The sequence below is a fragment of the Acidaminococcus timonensis genome, assembly GCF_900106585.1.
Classification (GTDB): Bacteria; Bacillota; Negativicutes; order Acidaminococcales; family Acidaminococcaceae; genus Acidaminococcus; species Acidaminococcus timonensis.
On the sequence record NZ_FNWH01000006.1, the window covers coordinates 1,170,600 to 1,190,037 of the forward strand.

The 19,438-nt window shown below is 55.7% G+C and carries 18 protein-coding genes; 3 read left to right on the forward strand and 15 right to left on the reverse strand.

What is annotated here, in order from left to right; translation table 11 throughout:
- Window positions 1-306: 306 nt before the first annotated feature.
- The 5 genes from ileS to BQ5462_RS09450 all read right to left on the reverse strand — a co-directional run bounded on the left by ileS (window position 307) and on the right by BQ5462_RS09450 (window position 7,195).
- The gene (gene ileS / locus BQ5462_RS09430; RefSeq protein ID WP_071143376.1) at window positions 307-3,054 is read right to left on the reverse strand and encodes an isoleucine--tRNA ligase; all 2,748 of its coding nucleotides are present in this window, start codon (window positions 3,052-3,054) and stop codon (window positions 307-309) included.
- Between the two features lie 341 nt (window positions 3,055-3,395).
- Window positions 3,396-4,172 (reverse strand): TrmH family RNA methyltransferase, encoded by a 777-nt coding sequence (locus BQ5462_RS09435; RefSeq protein ID WP_071143066.1) that lies wholly within the window; start codon window positions 4,170-4,172, stop codon window positions 3,396-3,398.
- Window positions 4,169-4,828 carry a potassium channel family protein gene (locus BQ5462_RS09440; protein ID WP_071143067.1) on the reverse strand — a complete coding sequence of 220 codons (660 nt, stop codon included), beginning with the start codon at window positions 4,826-4,828 and terminating at the stop codon, window positions 4,169-4,171. Before BQ5462_RS09440 ends, BQ5462_RS09435 begins: the two co-directional genes overlap by 4 nt.
- A 12-nt stretch (window positions 4,829-4,840) precedes the next feature.
- Window positions 4,841-6,169 (reverse strand): TrkH family potassium uptake protein, encoded by a 1,329-nt coding sequence (locus BQ5462_RS09445; protein WP_071143068.1) that lies wholly within the window; start codon window positions 6,167-6,169, stop codon window positions 4,841-4,843.
- 12 nt (window positions 6,170-6,181) lie between these two features.
- The gene (locus BQ5462_RS09450; protein WP_071143069.1) at window positions 6,182-7,195 is read right to left on the reverse strand and encodes an alpha-hydroxy-acid oxidizing protein; all 1,014 of its coding nucleotides are present in this window, start codon (window positions 7,193-7,195) and stop codon (window positions 6,182-6,184) included.
- A 281-nt stretch (window positions 7,196-7,476) separates the two neighbouring features.
- Here BQ5462_RS09450 and BQ5462_RS09455 point away from each other — a divergent pair, with 281 nt between their 5' ends.
- Together BQ5462_RS09455 and BQ5462_RS11535 are read left to right on the forward strand one after the other, a co-directional pair.
- Complete coding sequence (locus tag BQ5462_RS09455) at window positions 7,477-8,628, forward strand: sodium ion-translocating decarboxylase subunit beta (protein WP_071143377.1); 1,152 nt, start codon at window positions 7,477-7,479, stop codon at window positions 8,626-8,628.
- Between the two features lie 16 nt (window positions 8,629-8,644).
- Window positions 8,645-8,767 carry a hypothetical protein gene (locus BQ5462_RS11535; RefSeq protein ID WP_268873079.1) on the forward strand — a complete coding sequence of 41 codons (123 nt, stop codon included), beginning with the start codon at window positions 8,645-8,647 and terminating at the stop codon, window positions 8,765-8,767.
- Window positions 8,768-8,880: 113 nt separating this feature from the next.
- Here the strand turns inward: BQ5462_RS11535 and BQ5462_RS09460 are convergent, their stop codons facing one another.
- The 6 genes from BQ5462_RS09460 to BQ5462_RS09485 all read right to left on the reverse strand — a co-directional run bounded on the left by BQ5462_RS09460 (window position 8,881) and on the right by BQ5462_RS09485 (window position 14,426).
- The gene (locus BQ5462_RS09460; RefSeq protein ID WP_071143070.1) at window positions 8,881-9,483 is read right to left on the reverse strand and encodes a nitroreductase family protein; all 603 of its coding nucleotides are present in this window, start codon (window positions 9,481-9,483) and stop codon (window positions 8,881-8,883) included.
- Window positions 9,484-9,716: 233 nt separating this feature from the next.
- Window positions 9,717-10,595 (reverse strand): UTP--glucose-1-phosphate uridylyltransferase GalU, encoded by an 879-nt coding sequence (galU, locus tag BQ5462_RS09465; protein ID WP_071143071.1) that lies wholly within the window; start codon window positions 10,593-10,595, stop codon window positions 9,717-9,719.
- Window positions 10,592-11,218: an aminoacyl-tRNA hydrolase gene (pth, locus tag BQ5462_RS09470; protein WP_071143072.1), complete on the reverse strand. Its 627-nt coding sequence runs from the start codon at window positions 11,216-11,218 to the stop codon at window positions 10,592-10,594. Before pth ends, galU begins: the two co-directional genes overlap by 4 nt.
- Window positions 11,219-11,445: 227 nt before the next feature.
- Window positions 11,446-12,411 (reverse strand): ribose-phosphate diphosphokinase, encoded by a 966-nt coding sequence (locus BQ5462_RS09475; protein WP_022486598.1) that lies wholly within the window; start codon window positions 12,409-12,411, stop codon window positions 11,446-11,448.
- Between the two features lie 170 nt (window positions 12,412-12,581).
- Window positions 12,582-13,538: an AEC family transporter gene (locus BQ5462_RS09480; protein ID WP_071143073.1), complete on the reverse strand. Its 957-nt coding sequence runs from the start codon at window positions 13,536-13,538 to the stop codon at window positions 12,582-12,584.
- A 75-nt stretch (window positions 13,539-13,613) separates the two neighbouring features.
- A complete protein-coding gene (locus BQ5462_RS09485) occupies window positions 13,614-14,426 on the reverse strand; it encodes a hypothetical protein (protein WP_071143074.1) in 813 nt (270 codons plus the stop codon).
- A gap of 189 nt (window positions 14,427-14,615) precedes the next feature.
- Here BQ5462_RS09485 and BQ5462_RS09490 point away from each other — a divergent pair, with 189 nt between their 5' ends.
- On the forward strand, window positions 14,616-15,158 hold the full coding sequence (locus tag BQ5462_RS09490) for a flavodoxin family protein (protein WP_071143075.1): 543 nt from the start codon (window positions 14,616-14,618) through the stop codon (window positions 15,156-15,158).
- 126 nt (window positions 15,159-15,284) lie between these two features.
- Here the strand turns inward: BQ5462_RS09490 and glmU are convergent, their stop codons facing one another.
- From glmU to BQ5462_RS09510, 4 genes are read right to left on the reverse strand one after another with little or no spacing between them, the layout of a single operon-like run.
- Window positions 15,285-16,658, reverse strand: a complete 1,374-nt coding sequence (glmU, locus tag BQ5462_RS09495) for a bifunctional UDP-N-acetylglucosamine diphosphorylase/glucosamine-1-phosphate N-acetyltransferase GlmU (RefSeq protein ID WP_071143076.1) — start codon at window positions 16,656-16,658, stop codon at window positions 15,285-15,287.
- A gap of 21 nt (window positions 16,659-16,679) precedes the next feature.
- Window positions 16,680-17,891, reverse strand: coding sequence for a threonine ammonia-lyase (gene ilvA, locus BQ5462_RS09500; RefSeq protein WP_071143077.1), 1,212 nt, complete (start codon window positions 17,889-17,891; stop codon window positions 16,680-16,682).
- 17 nt (window positions 17,892-17,908) lie between these two features.
- Window positions 17,909-18,721 carry a pur operon repressor gene (gene purR / locus BQ5462_RS09505; RefSeq protein ID WP_071143078.1) on the reverse strand — a complete coding sequence of 271 codons (813 nt, stop codon included), beginning with the start codon at window positions 18,719-18,721 and terminating at the stop codon, window positions 17,909-17,911.
- Window positions 18,721-19,437: a GntR family transcriptional regulator gene (locus BQ5462_RS09510; RefSeq protein WP_071143079.1), complete on the reverse strand. Its 717-nt coding sequence runs from the start codon at window positions 19,435-19,437 to the stop codon at window positions 18,721-18,723. Before BQ5462_RS09510 ends, purR begins: the two co-directional genes overlap by 1 nt.
- Window position 19,438 lies beyond the last annotated feature (1 nt).

Sequence of the window (19,438 nt, forward strand, 5' to 3'; positions counted from 1 at the left end):
AGTCAGAAGGAAAGGGATTGTCAAGATGACAATCCCTTTCTTTTTGAAGTCTCTAGTCCCTAGTCTCTAGTCCCTAGCCGATGGAACAAACTTGCTGAAGCAAATTTGCAAAACAATAAAACCTCCATACCTGGGACCGGATGTCCCTTATGGGCCATCCCTACGAAAATAACGAAATTTACGTGAAATGCGTAGGGGCTACCCGTCAGGGGAGCCCGCTCCCAGTTCTCCCGGAAGGCAATTCCATTCAATGCCAGCATGTGCTGGCCCCCTTCAGCTAGTGACTAGTGACTGCAGACCAGTGACTTAATCCTCCACAGCGGCACAGCACTTGGCACACAGGGTCGGATGTTTCGGATCCTGGCCTACAGTCTTGCTGTAGCACCAGCACCGTTCGCATTTCTCCCCTTCAGCAGCTTCCACAACCACCTTCAGGTCGTCCCGGCCGGTGGCTTCGCCGGCATCGGTCAGCCCTTCGTGGAGCACAGCCTGGGAAACGATCAGCAGAGTCGGCAGGTCTTTTTCCACAGCCTTCAGTTCTGCCAGGGCATCGCCGGTGGCATACAGTTCCACCTTGGCATCCAGGCTGTTGCCGATGGTCTTGGCCCGGCGGGCGCCTTCCAGCACCTTGGTGATTTCACTGCGCAGAGAAATGAATTTATCCCATTTCTCTTCCAGATCCTTCTGGATATATTCCGGATGAGCCTGGGGCCAGGGCAGCATCTGCACGCTCTTGGGCGCATCAGCCGGCTTGTTCATGAACTGGTACACTTCTTCCATGGTAAAGCTCAGCACCGGCATCAGCATGACGATCAGTTCCCGCAGGATCTGGGTCATGGCCGTCTGGGCAGAGCGGCGGGCCTTGCTGTCCTTCTTGCTGGTGTACAGACGATCCTTGATGATATCCAGGTAGAAGGAGCTCATGTCCACCGTGCAGAAGTCATGGATGGCATGGAACAGCACATGGAAATCGTAGGTTTCGTAGGCTTCGGTCACGTCCTTCTTCAGGCCTTCGAACCGCATCAATGCCCACTGGTCCAGTTCTTCCATTTCATGGAAGGGCACCTTTTCGGTTTCGTAATCGAAATCGTGGGTGTTGCCCAGGATGTACCGGATGGTATTCCGGACTTTCCGGTAGGCTTCCGCCAACTGCTTCAGGATCACCGGGCTGATCCGCACATCCTGCTTGTAGTCGGAAGAAGCGGCCCACAGCCGGACGATATCAGCGCCATACTGGTCGATGACTTCCTGAGGTACCACCACATTGCCCAGGGATTTACTCATCTTGCGGCCTTCCCCATCCAGCACGTAGCCGTGGGTCAGTACGCTGCGGTACGGGGCTTTACCCGTTACAGCCACAGAAGTCAGCAGGCTGCTCTGGAACCAGCCTCTGTGCTGGTCGCTGCCTTCCAGATACATATCGGCTGGCCAGGACAGTTCCGGACGCCGTTTGCAAACGCCCATGTGGGAGGAACCGGAATCGAACCATACGTCCATGATATCCTTTTCCTTGCGGAAGTGGGTGCCGCCGCATTTGGGGCACTTGGTACCTTCCGGCAGCAGTTCTTCAGCCGTATGTTTCCACCAGGCATCGCTGCCTTCTTTGTCGAATACGTTGGCAATCTTTTCCACCGTCTCTTCGTTGATCAGGGGTTCCCCGCAATCTTCGCAGTAGAAGATGGGGATGGGAACGCCCCAGACTCTCTGACGGGAAATGCACCAGTCATGGCGGTCAGCCACCATGTTGTGGATGCGGCTTTCGCCCCAGCTGGGGATCCATTGCACGTCGTTGGCGATGGCTTTCAGGGCATCATCCCGGAAGCCGTCCACAGAAGCAAACCATTGTTCAGAAGCCCGGAAAATGATGGGGTTCTTGCAGCGCCAGCAATGGGCGTACTGGTGATGGATGCTCTTTTTGCCCAGCAGGGCTCCCTGTTCTGCCAGGTGTTTGATCACCAGGCCGTTGCTGTCGAACACGAACTTGCCTTCAAACAGTTCGCCGGCTTCTTTGGTGAAGCAGCCTTTGGTGTCCACCGGGCACAGGATGGGCAGATGGTATTTCAGACCGGTCAGATAGTCCACGTCGCCGTGGCCGGGAGCGGTATGGACGCAGCCGGAACCAGATTCCTTATCCACATAGTCGGCCAGTACCACCAGGGATTTCCGGTGATTGTATTCCGGGAAAGGATGTTCGCATTCGGCATTTTCAAAGGCACGGCCTTTGGTGGTCCCCAGCACGGGGCCGAATTCCACGCCACATTCCTGGGCCACTTTGTCCACCAGATCGGCGGCCATAATCAATACTTCCCCGTTGTATTCCACCCAGGCATATTCAAAGTCAGGGTTCAGCGCCACAGCCACGTTGGCCGGAATGGTCCAGGGGGTGGTGGTCCAAATCACCATGTAGGCTTTCTTTCCCTTGGCAGCTTCCGGAGTCAGGCCGTTGTCTTTGACCAGGGGCATCTTCACGAAAATGGTCGGGGTCTTCTGGTCGGCATATTCGATTTCAGCTTCGGCCAGAGCGGTTTCGCAATGGGGGCACCAGTATACGGTTTTCTTTCCTTTATAGATGTAGCCTTTGTTGGCCATGGACCCGAACACGCGGATCTGTTCCGCCTCGAAGTGGGGATCCAGCGTCACATAAGGATGATCCCAATCCCCCAGCACACCCAGGCGTTTGAAATCCTTGCGCTGGGTGTCGATCCACTGCAGCGCATATTCCTTGCACATTTTCCGCAGTTCCAGGGCGGACAGTTTATGCCGGTCCACCCCAGTGGCTTTCAGGCAGGCATGTTCGATGGGCATGCCGTGAGTATCCCAGCCGGGTACGTACGGGGTATCGAAGCCCTGTGCGTACTTATATTTCATGATGATGTCCTTCAGCACTTTGTTCAGGGCATGACCCATGTGGATCTTACCGTTGGCATAGGGAGGGCCATCGTGCAGGACGAATTTCTTGTGGCCTGCATGGAGTTTCTGCTTTTCTCCATAGATATCATTTTTATACCAGAAATCCAGGAAATCCGGTTCCCGTTTGGGCAGGCCTGCCCGCATGGGGAAATCGGTTTCCGGAAGATTCAGGGTTGCTGAATACTTGTCATCTTTCTTGCTCACAGTTTTACACCTCCAAAAAAATAAGTCCCGTCCCCAAAGGGACGGGACAAAAGGGCCCGTGGTACCACCCTCATGACAGCCATGCTGCCACTCTGTATGAGATAACGATCATAACCCGGGTCCTTTACTGCTGATTCAAGGACCGGCTCCAGAGTGATGTTCGGTCATTTGGCTTCCTGCCCGGGCTCCCACCCTCCCCGGGTCGCTGTACCAGCCAGGTGGCGTACTGTCTCTGTCATCGCCTGTTGGTTTGAAATTCTCTCCTATTATAACAACAATAGTTACCTGTGTAAAGAGGACTCGAACAGCAAAATGCCGCCGGCGATGGCCACGTTCAGGCTTTCGGCGTGGCCGGCCATGGGAATCTTTACCTTCTGGTCCGCCTTGGCCAGTAACTCCCCACTGACCCCTTCGGCCTCGCTGCCCAGCACCAGGGCCACTTTATCCGGCCACTGGAGCTTCGTCACGTCTTCGGCTCCTTCCAGGGCCGTGGCCCACAGGGCGAACTGCCGTTTTTTGCACCAATCAGCCAGCTGGTCCACGCTCACCCCTGTGAAAACCGGCAAATGGAACAGGCTCCCCATGGTACTGCGCACCACCTTGGGATTGTACAGGTCCGTCGTGTTTTCCAATAATACCACCGCTGCGGCGCCCAGGGCATCCGCCGTGCGGATCAGGGTCCCCAGGTTCCCCGGATCCCGGATCTGGTCCAGGACCAGCACCAGGCCTTTTTCCGGTGCAAAGGATTCCAGGTTGTCCCGGTGCAGCTCCACCAAAGCCGCCACACGCTGGGGATCTTCCGTAGCCGTGATTTTCTGCAGCACAGGAAGAGATACCTGATACCAGGGCACTCTGCTGGTTTCTGCCTGTTCTTCCCAGCCTTCCGGAAGTTGGGTGTAAAACAGGCACTGGATCTTCCAGCCGGATGCCAGGGCCTCTTCCACGGCCCGTTTCCCCTCCAGCAGGAACAGCCCTTCCCGCTGGCGGTATTTTTTCACCTTCAGGGAAGCCACCCGCTTCACCAGGTCGTTTTTCAAAGAAGTGATGGTTTGGATCATATGCCGTCCTCCAGGGCTTCTACACTCTTTCTTGTCCCGATGACCACCAGCATATCCCCTTCCTGCATGGGCTGGTTGGGTTCCAGGGTCATCTCGCTGGTTCCGTCTTTGTGCTTGACGGCCACCACGTTCACATTGTACTTTCTCCGTACATCCATTTCCACAATGCTTTTCCCATACATGGCCGGTGTCAGCTTCACTTCCATAAGGCAGATGTTATCGGACAGCTCCACAAAATCCATGATATTGGTATAGGCCAGGTTGTGGGCCACCCGGCGGCCCATATCCCGTTCCGGGGAAATGATCTGGGTGGCACCCAGCTTTTTCAGCATCTTGGCGTGGATGGGGTTGGAAGCCTTGGCCACGATGGTCTTGACACCGGCCTCCTTCAGCAGCATGGTAGCCAGCAGACTGGGTTCCAGTGTACCGATGGCCACAATGCCCACGTCGAAGTTCCGTACTCCCAGGCTCTTGACCGTTTTTTCGTCGATGACGTCGCAGACCACGGCATGGGTCAGTTTGTCCGCCATATTCTCCACCACGTCTTCGTTATTGTCGATGCCCAGGACCTCGTGCCCCAGTGCCGTCAGCGTTTCCGCGATGCTGCTGCCGAAGCGGCCCAGGCCCCAGACGATGAATTGCCGTTTGTCTTTCATTTGTGACAGCTCCTAACCGATGATGATATTCTCTTTGGGATAATGGATATGCTTTTCCGGCTTTTGTGCCGTTAGCGCCAGGGCAAAGGTCATGAACCCTACCCGTCCGGCATACATGGACAGGATCAGGATGATCTTGCTGGCGGTGCAGATATGCTGGCTGAGCCCGGTGGAAAGTCCCACCGTTGCGAATGCCGACACCACCTCGAACAGGGCATACAGGAACGAAGTATCCTCCAGACAGGTCACCAGCAGGGTAGCAGACACCACCCACAGGATGGACATGCTGGTGATGGCAAAGGCCTGGAAAATGGTATCGTTCCCCACCCTGCGGCCGAAGATTTCGCATTCGCTGCGGCCCCGGACCACCTGAGAGATGTTCAGAAGGATCAGCGCAAAGGTGGTGGTCTTGATCCCGCCGCCCGTGGATGCCGGGCTGGCCCCGATGAACATGAGCAGGATAATGAAGATCATTGTGGGGATCCGCAGGGCATTCATATCGATGGTGTTGAATCCGGCTGTACGGGGGCTGACGGACTGCATGAAGCTGGCCCACAGGGCATCACTGCCGGAAAGGCTGCCCAACGTTCCCGGGTTGTGCCATTCCAGAAAAGCAATTACGGCTGTACCCACCACAATCAGGGTTGCTGTGACCGTAAGTACCAGCTTGCTGTGGAGCTTCAGCTGTCGGAAATTCCGTTTTTTCAGCACATCCCGCATAACCGCAAAGCCCAGGCCACCCAGAATGATACACAGACAGATGGAAAGGTTCACCACGGGATCACCCACAAAGGCAGTCAGGCTCTGGTAATGGCCGAACAGGTCGAAGCCGGCGTTACAGAACGCTGACACCGCGTGCCAGTAGCCGAAGTAGATACCCTTGAGCCCGTATTCCGGAAAGAATCGCAGGGCCAGCACCGTCCCAAAAAATGCTTCAATGGCCGCCGTATATTTGGCGATCCGGAGACTCATGCGCACCACCCCATCCAGTTCATTCTGGTTCAGGGAAGCCTGGATGTTCAGCCGGGACTGGAGATCGATTTTCTTCCGCATGACCACCGAAAACAGCGTAGCGAAAAGCACAAGCCCCAGGCCGCCCAGTTGGATCAAAGCAATGACCACCAGCTGGCCGAACACAGAAAAATACGTCCCCGTATCCACCACCACCAGCCCGGTGACGCAGGAAGCTGAGGTGGCTGTGAACAGGGCGTCCACAAAGGACAGAGAGCTGCCGTCCGTGCTGGCGATGGGAAGCATCAGCAGCAGGGCACCGGCCAGGATCAGCCCCACGAACGTCAGGGCAATCAGCTGAGAGGGAGAAAACCGTCTAATCTGGTTCAAGATGGCTGCACCTTATTTCCGGATCATGTCCGCAGTGATTTCCTTCAAAGAAGCAGCCCCGCACATTTCCATGGTATCGGCCAGTTCGGCGCCCAGCTTGTCTGCCAGGATCTTCACGCCTTCCCTGCCGCCACCGTACACCGCGTTCACGAAGGGACGGGCAATCAGTACGGCATCAGCACCCATGGCCAGGGCCTTGAACACGTCCACGCCGCTGCGGATGCCACCGTCCACAAAGATTTTCATGGTACCGCCCACCGCTACGGCAATTTCTTCCAGCACTTCTGCCGTGGCCGGGCTCTGGTCCAGTACACGGCCCCCATGGTTGGAGACCACAATGGCAGAGGCACCGGCTTCTTTGGCCTTCAGGGCACCCTTCACGCTCATGATGCCTTTGATGATGAAGGGCCGGCCGGCCATTTGGATGATTTCTTTCATTTCCTCGACAGATTTGCTCCCCGCAGGAGGCACAAAATTCTTCAGGAAAGGCAATCCGGCCGCATCCACATCCATGGCCACGGCAAACGCATGGGAATCCTTCACCTGTTCCATCTTTTCAGAGATCATCTGGGTATTCCAGGGTTTCACCGTGGGCACGCCCAGGCCGCCGCAGGCCTTGATGGCAGCCGTGGCCCCCTGCATCACCTGGGGATCCATACCGTCGCCGGTGAAGGCGGCGATGCCCGCTTCGGCCGCACCGGGCACCAGTTCTGCATTGTACGTCACATCATTGTACTTGTCGCTGTAGTGCATGGCCACAGCCCCTACCGGGCCGGCAAAGATCGGGTATTTGAAGGTCTTGCCGAACAGTTCCAGGCTGGTATCCACCGGCCGTTTGGCACACAGGGTATCCATGACCACCCGGATTTCCTGCCACTTGTTATAGTTACGGATGGCGGTATCGCCCACACCCTTGGCTCCGGGTCCCGGAATCGTATTGCGACAGGCCACCCCGTTGCAGACGGGACAGCCCTTGCACTTCCCCAGACATTTCCGTGCGTTTTCCATCAGTTCCTTATAATCCATTGCCATTCACTCCCCTTAGCGAATTGAAGACGGGAAATACCATCTTCTTACATCGTTATCCATTATACCACAGTTATTCCCGGAAGAAGCCATGCCGGATCCGCAAAACCATTTTCATCTTGCGTAAAATCCCATTATAGGATATAATGCCTCTGTACCAATTGGATATGACCTTCCTGCGGATGGCACAGGGGTAGGAAGGGTTGGGAGGACCTGGCATTGAAAAATGTCCGGTCCTCTTTTTTATGGACCTGGCAGAAATCTTTCATGAGGTGATGGATATGTCAAACGCAACAACTGTTTTCCGGGAACTGTTCGCCGGCGTCCTGGCCATGGGCGACTGGACCATCTGGGTCATGTTCCTGATCGGCGGCCTGCTGATTTATCTGGGAGTCCGCAAAGGGTATGAGCCCGTACTGCTGTTTCCCATGGGAATCGGCTGCATCCTGGCCAACATCCCCGGTCATTTTGCCGTGGTGCCCACAGGGGGCGGGGAACCGGGATTCCTTACCGTACTGTACAAAATGGGCATTGCCAATGAGCTGTTCCCGGTACTGATCTTCATCGGCATCGGCGCCATGTGCGACTTTACGCCCCTTCTGCGGAAGCCCTATATGATGCTCTTTGCCGCGGCCGCTCACCTGGGCATTTTTGCAGCCACCCTCTGTGCGGCCCTGGTCGGTTTCCCCTTCAACGAAGCTGCCTCCATTGGCATCATCGGAGCCGCCGACGGCCCCACCACCATCTTTGTGGCCCAGAAATTTGCCACCGAAATGCTGGCCCCGCTGACTGTAACTGCTTTCTGTTACATGTCCCTGGTACCCATCATCCAGCCGCCGGTGGTAAAACTGCTGACCACCCGGGAAGAACGGCTCATCCGGATGCCCTACCAGGAAGAAAAACCTGTTTCCAGGACGGCCCTGTTCCTGTTTCCCCTGATGGTCACCCTGATTGCCGGGATCATCGCTCCCATTTCCGTACCCCTGATCGGGGCCCTGATGTTCGGCAATCTGCTGAAAGTATCCGGCTGTACCGACAGCCTGTCCAACTGTGCCCAAAATGAACTGACCAATCTGGTGACCCTGCTTCTGGGAATCACCGTAGGTGCCACCATGACGGCCGAAAACATCCTGACCCTGCAGGTATTGAAGATCCTGTGCCTGGGTGCGGTGGCCTTCATATTCGATACGGTGGGCGGCCTGCTGTTCGCCAAACTGGCCAACCTGTTCCTGAAACAGAAAATCAATCCCATGATCGGAGCCTGCGGCATTTCCGCCTTCCCCATCAGCGGGCGGGTGATCAGCCGGATGGCCCTGCAGGAAGATCCCACCAACTTCATCCTGCAGCCGGCCATCGGTGTGAACGTGGCCGGGCAGGTGGCCAGTGTGGTGGCCGGGGGACTGGTCATGGCCCTGATCCCGGTGCTTATGTAAGGGAGGTGCTGGAACGATGGATGCAATCACATCATCCCTGGAACTGCTCGTCATCGCCTATCCTCTGGTGTTCGTGGTCATGGCCCTGTTTGCAGCCCTGACCTACGGACTGACAAAGCTGTTTCCGGCGAAAGAATAACAAAAGGGGATGTGAAAAAATGCTTTTTCACACCCCGTCACTGGTTACTAGTCTCCAGTCACTAGCCAAATGATAAAAATCGCTCCCTCAAAAGGAGCGATTTTTTATTATTTTTATTTTCTCACCCATACCCGCTCTCCGGCAGGCAGCTTTTCAATGGGTTTGGGATCTGCCACCGCTTCGCCAAAAGGCATCTGCGCCACCAGGACCCAGCTGTCCGGCACCTGGAATTCCTTTTTGATGGCATCATCGATAATGGGGTTGTAATGCTGGATATTCACGCCCAGTCCCAGATCCGTCAGGGCCGTCCACAGGGCAAACTGCAGCATCCCATTCCCCTGGCTGGCCCAGATGGGGAAGTTGTCCGCATAGCCCGGGAACTGTTCCTGCAGCTTCTTCACCGTAGCCATCTCTTCGAAGTACAGCAGGGTCCCGTAGGCAGCGGCAAAGCCCTTCACCTTGGCTTCCGTGGGAGCGAATTTGTCTGCCGGTACAATTTTCCGCAGGGTCTCCATCACAATGTTCCACACGGCATCATGCTTGCTGCCCAGGGCGATGATCACCCGGCCGCTCTGCATGTTAAAGGCCGAAGGGACCTCCCGTGTCACCTTCTCCACCGTTTCCACGATTTCCTTTTCCGTGACCGGGATATTCTTTCCCAGGGCATAATTGGTGCGCCGATGGGCCACCGCTTCATAAAAATTCCGTTCACGCATTTCTTCCATCTCCTATCAACTGTTTTCATTGAAGTTACATTTAATTGGCTATAGTATAACACGGAAGTAGGGAAAAGAAAAGAGGGATTGCGCCGGCAATCCCTCTTTTTGATTTGTGTCCCCCTGAAAGGGGGAAAGGACCCGCTTGCGGGCAGGGGGTCTCACATCGGGTGTGTGACCCATCCACCAGCCATTCGGCTGGTTCCCCTTCCCTTTCAGGGAAGGACAAAGATTTACAGGGTTTTCGTCAGTTCTTTCAAATATTCCTTGAACGCCGGTCCCAGGTCCTTGCGGCGCAGGGCGAATTCCACCGTGGCCTTCAGATAGCCCAGCTTGTCCCCTGTATCATAGCGCTTGCCGGTAAAATTGTAGGCATAGACGCTTTCATTATGAGCCATCACCCGCAGGGCGTCGGTGAGCTGGATCTCTCCTCCCTTGCCCGGTTTGGTTTCGTCCAGGATATCGAACACATCCGGTGTAATCACATAGCGGCCCAGGGCAGCGAACCGGCTGGGAGCCTCTTCCACGCTGGGTTTCTCCACCATATCCTTTACCTTCAGCAGGTTATGGTCTTCTGTTTCCGCGCCATCGATGATTCCGTAGGCAGACACCTGCTCCGGCCGTACCACCTGACAGCCGATGATGGTGCCGCCGGTCTTGTCATACTGGTCAATGAGCTGCTTCAGGGCCGGTTCCCCGTTCCCGTTATACACCACGTCGTCGCCCAGGATCACACCGAAGGGTTCCCCGTCGATGAAATCTTTGGCACACAGGATGGCGTCCCCCAGTCCTCGCTGGTATTTCTGGCGCACATAGTGGATTTTGATGTCGGAAATCTTCCGGATCTGCTTCAGCAGTTCGATTTTACCCGTTTCGTACAGGTGTTCCTCCAGTTCCGGGGAAGAGTCGAAATGATCCTCGATGGCCCGCTTGGCATGGCCGGAAATGATCAGGATCTGTTCAATGCCGCTTTCCAGGATTTCTTCCACAATGTACTGGATGGTGGGTTTATCCACAATGGGCAGCATCTCTTTCGGCATGGCCTTGGTTTCCGGCAGGAACCGGGTGCCGAACCCGGCGGCGGGGATGACGGCTTTACGGACTTTCATCATTGTGCGTTCTCCTTTTCTTCCGGCTTCACGTCCGGCACAGGTTTCTTTTTGGGAGCTTTCATATTGAAGTTCTCCATCATTTCACTGAGGGAAGCTCCTTTCAGCCAGGCTTCCACGGCATCCGCCGCTTTGGCCAGTACGTGATTGATGGTTTCCCTGTCCTTTCCCCGAAAGGGATGGAGCACATGGCTGATCACGGCCTGCTCCTCATGGACCGGATGCCCAATGCCCACCTTAATGCGGGGATAGTCCTGGCTGCCCAGAGCCCGTTCGATGGATTTCAGACCATTGTGGCCCCCGGAGGACCCTTTGCGGCGAATCCGCAGCGTACCCACCGGCAGATCCATATCGTCCTGGATCACCAGCACCTCTTCCGGCGGGATGTGGTAGAAATTGGCAAAATCCGCCACTGCCACCCCGCTGTTGTTCATGTAGGTGGTGGGTTTGATGAGATAACATTTCTCCGGCATCCGTTTTTCCAGGTAGGTGGCATTGTCAGCCTTGCGCCAGCCGCTTTCCTCACCCCAGCGGCTGGCCAGGATGTCCGCCACCATGAATCCGATGTTGTGCCGGGTACCGGCATATTCCTTTCCAATGTTGCCCAGGGCAACGACTAATTTCATGGCTGTAAAACTCTCCAATCTGTCAGTGGTTAGTGATTGGTGGCTGGTGCCTCTGGCAGACCTGGGAACGGACGTCCCTTATGGGCCGTCCCTACAAAAACAACGTATGATACATGAAATGCGTAGGGGCTGCCCATGAGGGGAGCCCGTCCGTGGTCTCCCGGAGGGAATCCAGCCATTGCCAAATAAGGGGCTGTCACAGGACAGCCCCTTACACCATGTGTACTTTAGATTTCGAACAGTTGGCTGATGGACAGCTGGTTGTAAATCCGCAGGATGGTTTCTGCCAGGATCGGAGCCACAGACAGCTGGGTGATCTTCGGATGCTTTTTGTTGGGCGGCAGAGGAATCGTATTGGTCACGATCAGTTCCTTGATTTCGGATTGTGCAATACGGCTCAGAGCCGGATCCGTCAGGATCGGGTGGGTTACGCAGGCGTAGATGTCTTTGGCACCGAATTTCTTCAGCGCCTTGGCGCCTTCACACAGAGAACCGGCGGTATCTACGATATCGTCCACCATGATGCAGATTTTACCTTCCACGTTACCGATCAGGTTCATGACTTCTGCCACGCCAGGTTCAGGCCGTCTCTTGTCGATGATGGCCAGTCCGCATTCCAGACGGTTGGCAATGTTCCGGGCACGGCTTACACCGCCCAGATCCGGAGAAATGACCACCATGTCTTCCGGAGCGAAGCCTTTTTCTTTTACATAGTCGGCCAGGATCGGGCCGCCGGGCATATGATCCACAGGGATATCAAAGAAGCCCTGGATCTGGGCCGCATGAAGATCCACGGTTACCAGACGGGTAATGCCAGAAACGGTCATCAGATCTGCCATCAGTTTGGCAGTGATGGGTTCACGGCCGCGGGCTTTTCTGTCCTGCCGGGCATAGCCATAGAAAGGAACTACCGCCGTGATATGACGTGCGCTGGCTCTCTTGAAAGCATCGCACATGATCAGCAGTTCCATGACGTTATCGTTGACTGCCGGTCCGCAGGTCGGTTGGATGACAAATACATCCTTGCCACGGACACTTTCATTGATCATGACTTGTACTTCACCGTTGTTGAAGCGGTTAATGACCGCATCCCCTACCGTGGTACCCAGATAGGCAGCGATTTCCCGTGCCAGATCAGGATTGGCGTTACCGGAGAAAATAGCCATGTCTTCGCCTGTTTTATCACCCAACATACAATTAATACCCCCACTGCTTATAATTTAAATCTATTAAAAAGTATACAACTCATTGCCCTGTATGGCAAGGAGTTATTTTTCACACTCCATCGTCTGCAAAAAATTCCACCGGCATTTCCTGCCTGTTCCAGGACTTCCTTCTGCACGCTTCTCGTTTCCCTGTCTTGCTAGGATACCAGCAGCATGACCAGCGGCACCACCACCACAAACAGCAGCGTGCCAATGGTGACCAGGTTGGCAGCGTAAACCACGTCACCCTTGCCCTGTTCGGCCAGGATTGGCAGCACAGCCAGGGTGGGCACAGCACTCTGCACGATAAAAGTCTGGCTGGCGATCACCGGCTGGGCCGATCCCAAAAGAGCCGCAAGGCCGAATATCCCAGCCGTCAGTACCGGGCTCAGGACGAATTTACCGACCATGGCAACAAGGGTATCCCTGTCGAAGCGGATGCTGGAAAGTCCGGCCACCGAAAGACTGATGCCAATATAGATCAGTGACAATCCTGTCACCATATTGCCCAGATAGTTCAATGTGGCGAACAGAGGCTTCGGAACCTGGATGCCCAGTAAAAGGACCAGGAAAGCCGCCACACCTCCCACCAGCGGTGCCTGCAGAAGCCGTTTCGGCTGGAAGCAGGAGCCTCCCACAGCATCCGAGGAAGAACTGGAGTCATTGACCACCAGCGTGGCACCAATGGTCCAGATGGAAAACAGACTCAGCACATAAAAAACAAGAAAATAGGAGATGGCTTTATCGCCAAACAGCGCTGCATTCAAGGGCATACCGATGAAGAGGCTGTTTGTATTGACGATGCCGTTGATGAAACTGCCCCGGCGTCCCCGGGGAATCCGGCAAACTTTCACAAGAAGGACACTGATCGCATACAAGACAACCAGCACCCCGGCGCCCAGGAGCAGCGGCTCCTTCAGTGTTCCCAACCGGGAAAGGTCCAGGGTTTTCAACACAGAAACGAAAATGGACGACGGCAGGGCGATATTCATCACCAGAAAGGCAAGATTAGCATTTAAGCCATCGTTGATGAATTTTTTCTCCCGCAGGAAATATCCCAGCGCCATCAGGAAAATAATGGGCAGGATATCTTCAATGATTTCCAAGAGCAGCATTTCCTCACCTCAACTCGTTATCCTTTCCCCTCAGCTGCCTTTCAGGGAAATATCCTTCAGGACCTGTATCATGGATCATTCCAGCAGCATGATCCGGTCTACATCCGCCATGATCACGCCTGTGGTTCCGTTGAATCGATCCAGGATCTTCCGCATTTCCCGGGAATCCTGCACCGGTTTATCCAGTTTGAGGGCAGCCATGCTCAGCATGGGCATGTAATACTGCACCCTGCAGTCCATTTTTTTGGCCAGTTTTTCCACGTCTTTCCGGGTCATCCCCCAATCAAGGTGCAGCAGCACCATTTGGTCGGAATAGGCTTCACCCGTAAAACCATTGCGGATCAAATGCCCTTCATGGGTTTCCTGAAAAGGATTTCCCTGGACAGACTCCGGAGATTTCCGAGCAGAGGCTTCCTTGCTGGCGGCTGCACCCGGACGGGTGAAGCGGACACTGGTGATCTGCTTCTCCTGATTGATGGTGACATGGGCTTCCAGTTCCTCTGCTCCGGCTGCCTTGTCCTGTCTGATCCGGAATATGGCATCCCCTGCCTTCAGGGCCGTGAAATGCAGCCTGGTTACGGACAGCTTTGTCTGTTCCCCGGTGCCCTGGGTTACAGTCCGGTCATCCAGTCTCAGCAGGGCCGGATCCAGGTTCTCCACAACCCATCCCATATTCCCCTCTGCGTTCCCTTTCAGGTTCAGCGTCAGGGTATCATCCTGTACGGCCAGGTCATAGCCGGAATAGACTTCCTTTGATGGAGTGCCGTCTGCCCGGTACTGGACGCTGGCTGCCTGCGTAAGGGATCCTTCTGCTCCCGTTACAGCCGGCAGCCCCAGGGCCAGCAGCGGCAAAATTACCATGATGGTTTTCCAATTCAATTGATGCATTTCTGTCACGCCTCCTGTTTTCCATCTTACTTCTTTTTGGCAGTGAAGTAAATGTCAGGAAAATTCCTTTTCTCGTTCTCCCCCATAGGCTATAATAGATGGACAGCCCCTCATAGGATCCAATTCCATGAGAAATACCCTCTCCGGGTCAGTGTCCCAGGGAGATGGCACAAGGAGGAAACTGCCTGCATGAAACAAATTATGGTGTTAAACGGATCTTTTCGTCCCCACGGGTTCACCGATTCCCTGATCCGGTCTTTTACAGCCGGAGCGGAATCCAGAGGCCATAAAGTTACGTTCTTCCAGTTGCGGGACATGAAGATCCATCCCTGCCTGGGATGCCTTCACGGAGGCCAGAATACGCTCCGGCCCTGTACCCAGTCCGACGATATGGATCTGATTTACCATACCTACCGGAAGTCCCAGGTCATCGTTTTTGCTACACCGCTGTTTTTCTGGTCATACAGCGGCCTGCTGAAAATTGCCATGGACCGTCTCTGGGCATTGGCAGAGGGAGAAAAGGATGAGTTGCACGGAAACCAGAAAACCGGTGTCCTTCTGATGGCTGCAGGCGGTGCCCATCCGGAACCGCTCCTCACCCATTTCGACTATCTGATGAAACGCATGGAATGGACCAATGCAGGGAACGTTGTATTGAAACACACGGACGATCTGGATATGGACCACATCCCTCCCAATCCGGACGCCTTCCAGTTGGGGGCTTCCCTGTAAAGGGAACGCAGTGGCTTTCCTGCGCCAGACGCTGCCGGGAGCCACCTGCCTGATGATTATGAAACAAGCCCATAGGGACAGCCGATCCGGCTGCACCCTATGGGCTCCTGTTTTATCTGCTTCTTTTTATTTTTTGTTCCGATATTTTTCTGCCCAGCCGGCAATGTTTACCTGACGGCTGCGCCCCACGCCCAATGCATTTTCCGGAACGTCCTTGGTAATGGTGGAACCAGCTGCAATATAACTTCCCCTGCCGATGGTCACAGGAGCAACCAGATTGCTGTTGCATCCCACGAAAGCATCATCCTCGATGGTGGTACGGTGCTTCACTTTTCCGTCGTAGTTCACAGTAATGGTGCCGCAGCCCATGTTCACGCCGCTGCCGATATCACTGTCACCAATGTACTGCAGATGGGGCAGTTTGGTGCCCACGCCCACAGTAGAGTTCTTCACTTCCACGAAGTTGCCCATCTTTACCCTGTCGCCGATGACCGTATTGGGCCGCAGATGGTCATAGGGCCCCATATGGACGCCGCTGCCCACCTGGCAGTCATGGGCATAGGCGAACTGGATATGGGTATCATTGCCCACCTTCACGTTGGTGAACCGCACCTGAGGACCTACTTCACAGTCCTCCCCGATCACGGTTTCCCCTTCCAGCCAGGTGAAGGGATAGAGTACAGTGTCCCGACCCACCTTCACGCCTTTTTCCACAAAGGTGCTGTCAGGGTCCATGACGGTAACCCCTTCGTCCATGAGCTTACCCACGATCCGGGCATTCATGACCTTCTGGGCCACGGCCAGCTGTCTCCGGCTGTTGATGCCCATGACCATGTCAAAGTCCCCGGTCTTGATACCGGCCACCCTGCGGCCCTTCTTCAGGCATTCAGCCAGGATATCCGTCAGATAGTATTCACCCTGGGCGTTATCGTTCTTCAGGTTCACCAGCAGGTCGAACAGCAGGGGCAGTTCCACACAGTAGATGCCGGTGTTGATTTCCCGGATTTTCCGCTGCTGGGGCGTGGCATCCTTTTCTTCCACGATACCCGTCACCTGGCCGGCATCGTCCCGCAGGATCCGGCCGTAGCCGAAGGGGTCCGGAGCTTCCGCCGTCAGCACGCTGACACCGGCACCGCTCTTCAGGTGGGTCTCATAGAACTTCTTCAGTTCCGCCCCTTCCAGGAGCGGCGTATCCCCGCACAGGATCAGCGCAGTCCCTTCCGTATCGCCCAGCAAATCCCGGGCCTGCAGCACCGCATGGCCCGTACCCAGCTGTTCATCCTGTACGGCCACCCGGACCCGGGTCCCCAGAAATTCCGTGACCTTTTCGGAGCCGAAGCCCACGATCACGATCTTGTCGTCCGCCCCGGCCTCATCGGCTGCGTCCAGCACATGTTCCAGCATGGGTTTCCCGCTCAGTTTATGCAATACTTTGGGGAGTTTGGATTTCATCCGGGTCCCCTTCCCTGCAGCCAAAATAATGGCAGCCAATTCCGACATGGTTCTGATGCCTCCTACAAATTATCTCAGTTCAATCTTATATCCGGCTTTGCGCAGCGTATCCGCCACTTCCTTGGCGTGCTGGGCATTCCGGGTCTCCACATCCAGTTCCACCCGGGTGACGCCCAGGGGTACCGACCGGTCGGCCCGGTCGTGGTTGATATACAGGATGTTGATTTTCATCTGTTCCAGATGGCTGACGAACTTCAGCAGCTCGCCCGGCCGGTCCACCATCCAGGTGACCATCCGTACCCGGCGGCCGGTGCGGACCAGTCCCCGTTCAATGATCTGGCTGATGGTGTTCACGTCGATGTTCCCGCCGCTGATCACGGCGGCTGCCCGGTCACTGCCGGGGACGATGCTGTGGAGCAGAGCCGCCAGGGGAGCTGCCCCGGCGCCTTCCACCACCATCTTGCCCCGTTCCAGCATGAGCAGCATGGCGGCGCAGATGTCCTCTTCGTTCACCAGCACCATATCATCCACGTATTTGTTGATCAGTTCCCAGGTGAGCTTGCCGGGCAGCCCTACGGCGATTCCGTCGGCGATGGTCTTACCCACACCGTGGCTCACCCATTTGCCCTCTTTCTTGCACAGGTACATGGCCGGAGCCTGCTCCGTCTGCACCCCGTACACCTTCACCTTGGGGTTCACCTGCTTTACTGCAGCTGCGATACCGGCCAGAAGGCCGCCGCCTCCTACAGGTACCACGATGCTCTCGATGTAGGGATTCTGTTCCAGGATTTCCAAACCGATGGTGCCCTGACCGGCGATCACCGCCGGGTCATCGTAGGGATGGACGAAGTAGGCGCCGGTTTCTTTCTGGATTTCCTGGGCCTTTTTCAGGGATTCGTCAAAGGTCTTACCGAACAGTACCACTTCTGCGCCATAGCCCTTGGTGGCTTCTGCCTTGGCCAGGGGAGCCCCTTCCGGCATCACCACGGTGGACCGGCAATGGGCCATACGGCTGCCCAAAGCCACCCCCTGGGCATGGTTGCCGGCGGAAGCCGCAATGATCCCCTTGGCTTTCTGTTCCTGGCTCAGGGTCATGATGCAGTTGGAAGCGCCCCGTACCTTGAAAGACCCTGTCCGCTGCAGGTTCTCCAGTTTCAGGTACACTTCCCTGCCGCTGATCTGGCTGAAGGTATGGTTGCTTTCAAGAGGCGTTTTGTGGACCAGTTTCTCCAGGCGTTCCTGGGCGGCCCGAATGGTCTCCAGAGGAATCATTTCCGTCATGGGTTCTGTTCTCCTTTTTACAGTAATTCAGGGACGATGTCAATGGCTCTCGTAGCATCGTCCACCCCTTTCAGGGTCATGAGTGCCGCATAGTCCTTCACCACTTTCTGTTCCGGTTCCCGGCTGGCAATGAACAGGTAGGTGCCCACCACTTCGGCCCCCACTTCCTGGGCCAGTTCCTGCATGCCCTTGGCGGTTCCGCCGGCCCGCATGAAGTCGTCCACCACCAGGACCCGTGCCTTGGGCGGCAGGGCTTTCCGGGGCAGACTCATATTCTGGATCTTCTTGCTGGACCCGCTTACGTAGCTGATGGACACGGCAGGGCCCTCTGTGAACCGGGCTTCCTTCCGTGCCATGACCATGGGAATGTTGAAGGCCCGGGCTGTACTGAGTGCCAGGGAAATCCCCTTGGCTTCCACCGTCATGATGTAATCGGGCTTCAGTTCCAGGGTCCGCTGCATGATGATTTCTCCCAGGCGCGTGGAAATGTCCGGCGTAAACAGAAGGTCGTTCATGTAAATCATCCCGCCGGGCAGCAGCCGGGACGGATCATTGAGTTTCTTGGCCAGGGTCCACAAAAATTCGTTGTCCGCCTCCGGAGAATGGTAGGGGATGAAACGCACTCCGCCACTGGCTCCGGCCACCGTCTCGATGATCCCCAGGTCATAGGCGGCCAGCCCGTTGCGCACAGTCTGCACGTCTTCGCTGAGGGTGGATTTGGCGACGGTGAATTTCTCACAAAAATAAGAGAAAGGGAACAACTGGAACGGGTGGTCATTCAGTTCCTTGGTGAGCGCTACGATTCGTTCCAGACGCTTGATTCTTGCCATTACGCTTTCCCCTCTTTCTTCTGTTTCTCTTCGGAAGCCTTTTCCTTGGCTTCAATGACCTTCAGCAGGGTCCGTTCCGCATTTTCCATATGGGTGCGCACGGCCTTCTGGGCCTTATCCACACTCCGCTGGGCAATGGCTTCGTAAATGTTCTCGTGTTCCTTGATCATATCATCCAGCCGACCAGGGTACGGCATGGACCGGCCACGGATGGCCGTGATCTGTTCCCGCAGGTTGCTGATGATATTCATGCACCGCTTGTTCCGGCTGGCCTTGTAAATGACATCATGGAAGGCCGTATCGTTTTCGATGATCCGAGGATAATCCTTGGCCGCCACCAGCGGTTTATCCGCATCCAGCAGCTCCTTCATCTCCCTGATTTCGTTATCATCGATCCGTTCCGCAGCCAGGCCGGCAGCCAATACATCCAAAGCCGTACGGATTTCATACACCTCGTTGATGTCCTTGATGGAAATATCGGCCACGTAGGCACCCCGACGGGGGATCATCACCACCAGGCCCTCCAGTTCCATCTTACGGATGGCTTCCCGCACCGGAGTCCGGCTGACCCCCATCTCTTCTGCCAGCTGCAGTTCCATCAGCCGCATACCGGCCGGAAATTGCCCGCTGACGATGGCCTGGCGAAGGTTATCCACTACCACGTCCCGTAAAGGTCTGTAACTGTCCAACGGAATCTGTTTTAAATGCTGCACCATG

Bases quoted from the DNA above. Each gene is read 5' to 3' on its own strand.
- ileS (WP_071143376.1), bottom strand. From the start codon at position 3,054: ATGCGGGCAGGCCTGCCCAAACGGGAACCGGATTTCCTGGATTTCTGG.
- BQ5462_RS09435 (WP_071143066.1), bottom strand. From the start codon at position 4,172: ATGATCCAAACCATCACTTCTTTGAAAAACGACCTGGTGAAGCGGGTG.
- BQ5462_RS09440 (WP_071143067.1), bottom strand. From the start codon at position 4,828: ATGAAAGACAAACGGCAATTCATCGTCTGGGGCCTGGGCCGCTTCGGC.
- BQ5462_RS09450 (WP_071143069.1), bottom strand. From the start codon at position 7,195: ATGGATTATAAGGAACTGATGGAAAACGCACGGAAATGTCTGGGGAAG.
- BQ5462_RS09455 (WP_071143377.1), top strand. From the start codon at position 7,477: ATGTCAAACGCAACAACTGTTTTCCGGGAACTGTTCGCCGGCGTCCTG.
- BQ5462_RS11535 (WP_268873079.1), top strand. From the start codon at position 8,645: ATGGATGCAATCACATCATCCCTGGAACTGCTCGTCATCGCCTATCCT.
- BQ5462_RS09460 (WP_071143070.1), bottom strand. From the start codon at position 9,483: ATGCGTGAACGGAATTTTTATGAAGCGGTGGCCCATCGGCGCACCAAT.
- galU (WP_071143071.1), bottom strand. From the start codon at position 10,595: ATGATGAAAGTCCGTAAAGCCGTCATCCCCGCCGCCGGGTTCGGCACC.
- pth (WP_071143072.1), bottom strand. From the start codon at position 11,218: ATGAAATTAGTCGTTGCCCTGGGCAACATTGGAAAGGAATATGCCGGT.
- BQ5462_RS09475 (WP_022486598.1), bottom strand. From the start codon at position 12,411: ATGTTGGGTGATAAAACAGGCGAAGACATGGCTATTTTCTCCGGTAAC.
- BQ5462_RS09480 (WP_071143073.1), bottom strand. From the start codon at position 13,538: ATGCTGCTCTTGGAAATCATTGAAGATATCCTGCCCATTATTTTCCTG.
- BQ5462_RS09485 (WP_071143074.1), bottom strand. From the start codon at position 14,426: ATGCATCAATTGAATTGGAAAACCATCATGGTAATTTTGCCGCTGCTG.
- BQ5462_RS09490 (WP_071143075.1), top strand. From the start codon at position 14,616: ATGAAACAAATTATGGTGTTAAACGGATCTTTTCGTCCCCACGGGTTC.
- glmU (WP_071143076.1), bottom strand. From the start codon at position 16,658: ATGTCGGAATTGGCTGCCATTATTTTGGCTGCAGGGAAGGGGACCCGG.
- ilvA (WP_071143077.1), bottom strand. From the start codon at position 17,891: ATGACGGAAATGATTCCTCTGGAGACCATTCGGGCCGCCCAGGAACGC.
- purR (WP_071143078.1), bottom strand. From the start codon at position 18,721: ATGGCAAGAATCAAGCGTCTGGAACGAATCGTAGCGCTCACCAAGGAA.
- BQ5462_RS09510 (WP_071143079.1), bottom strand. From the start codon at position 19,437: ATGGTGCAGCATTTAAAACAGATTCCGTTGGACAGTTACAGACCTTTA.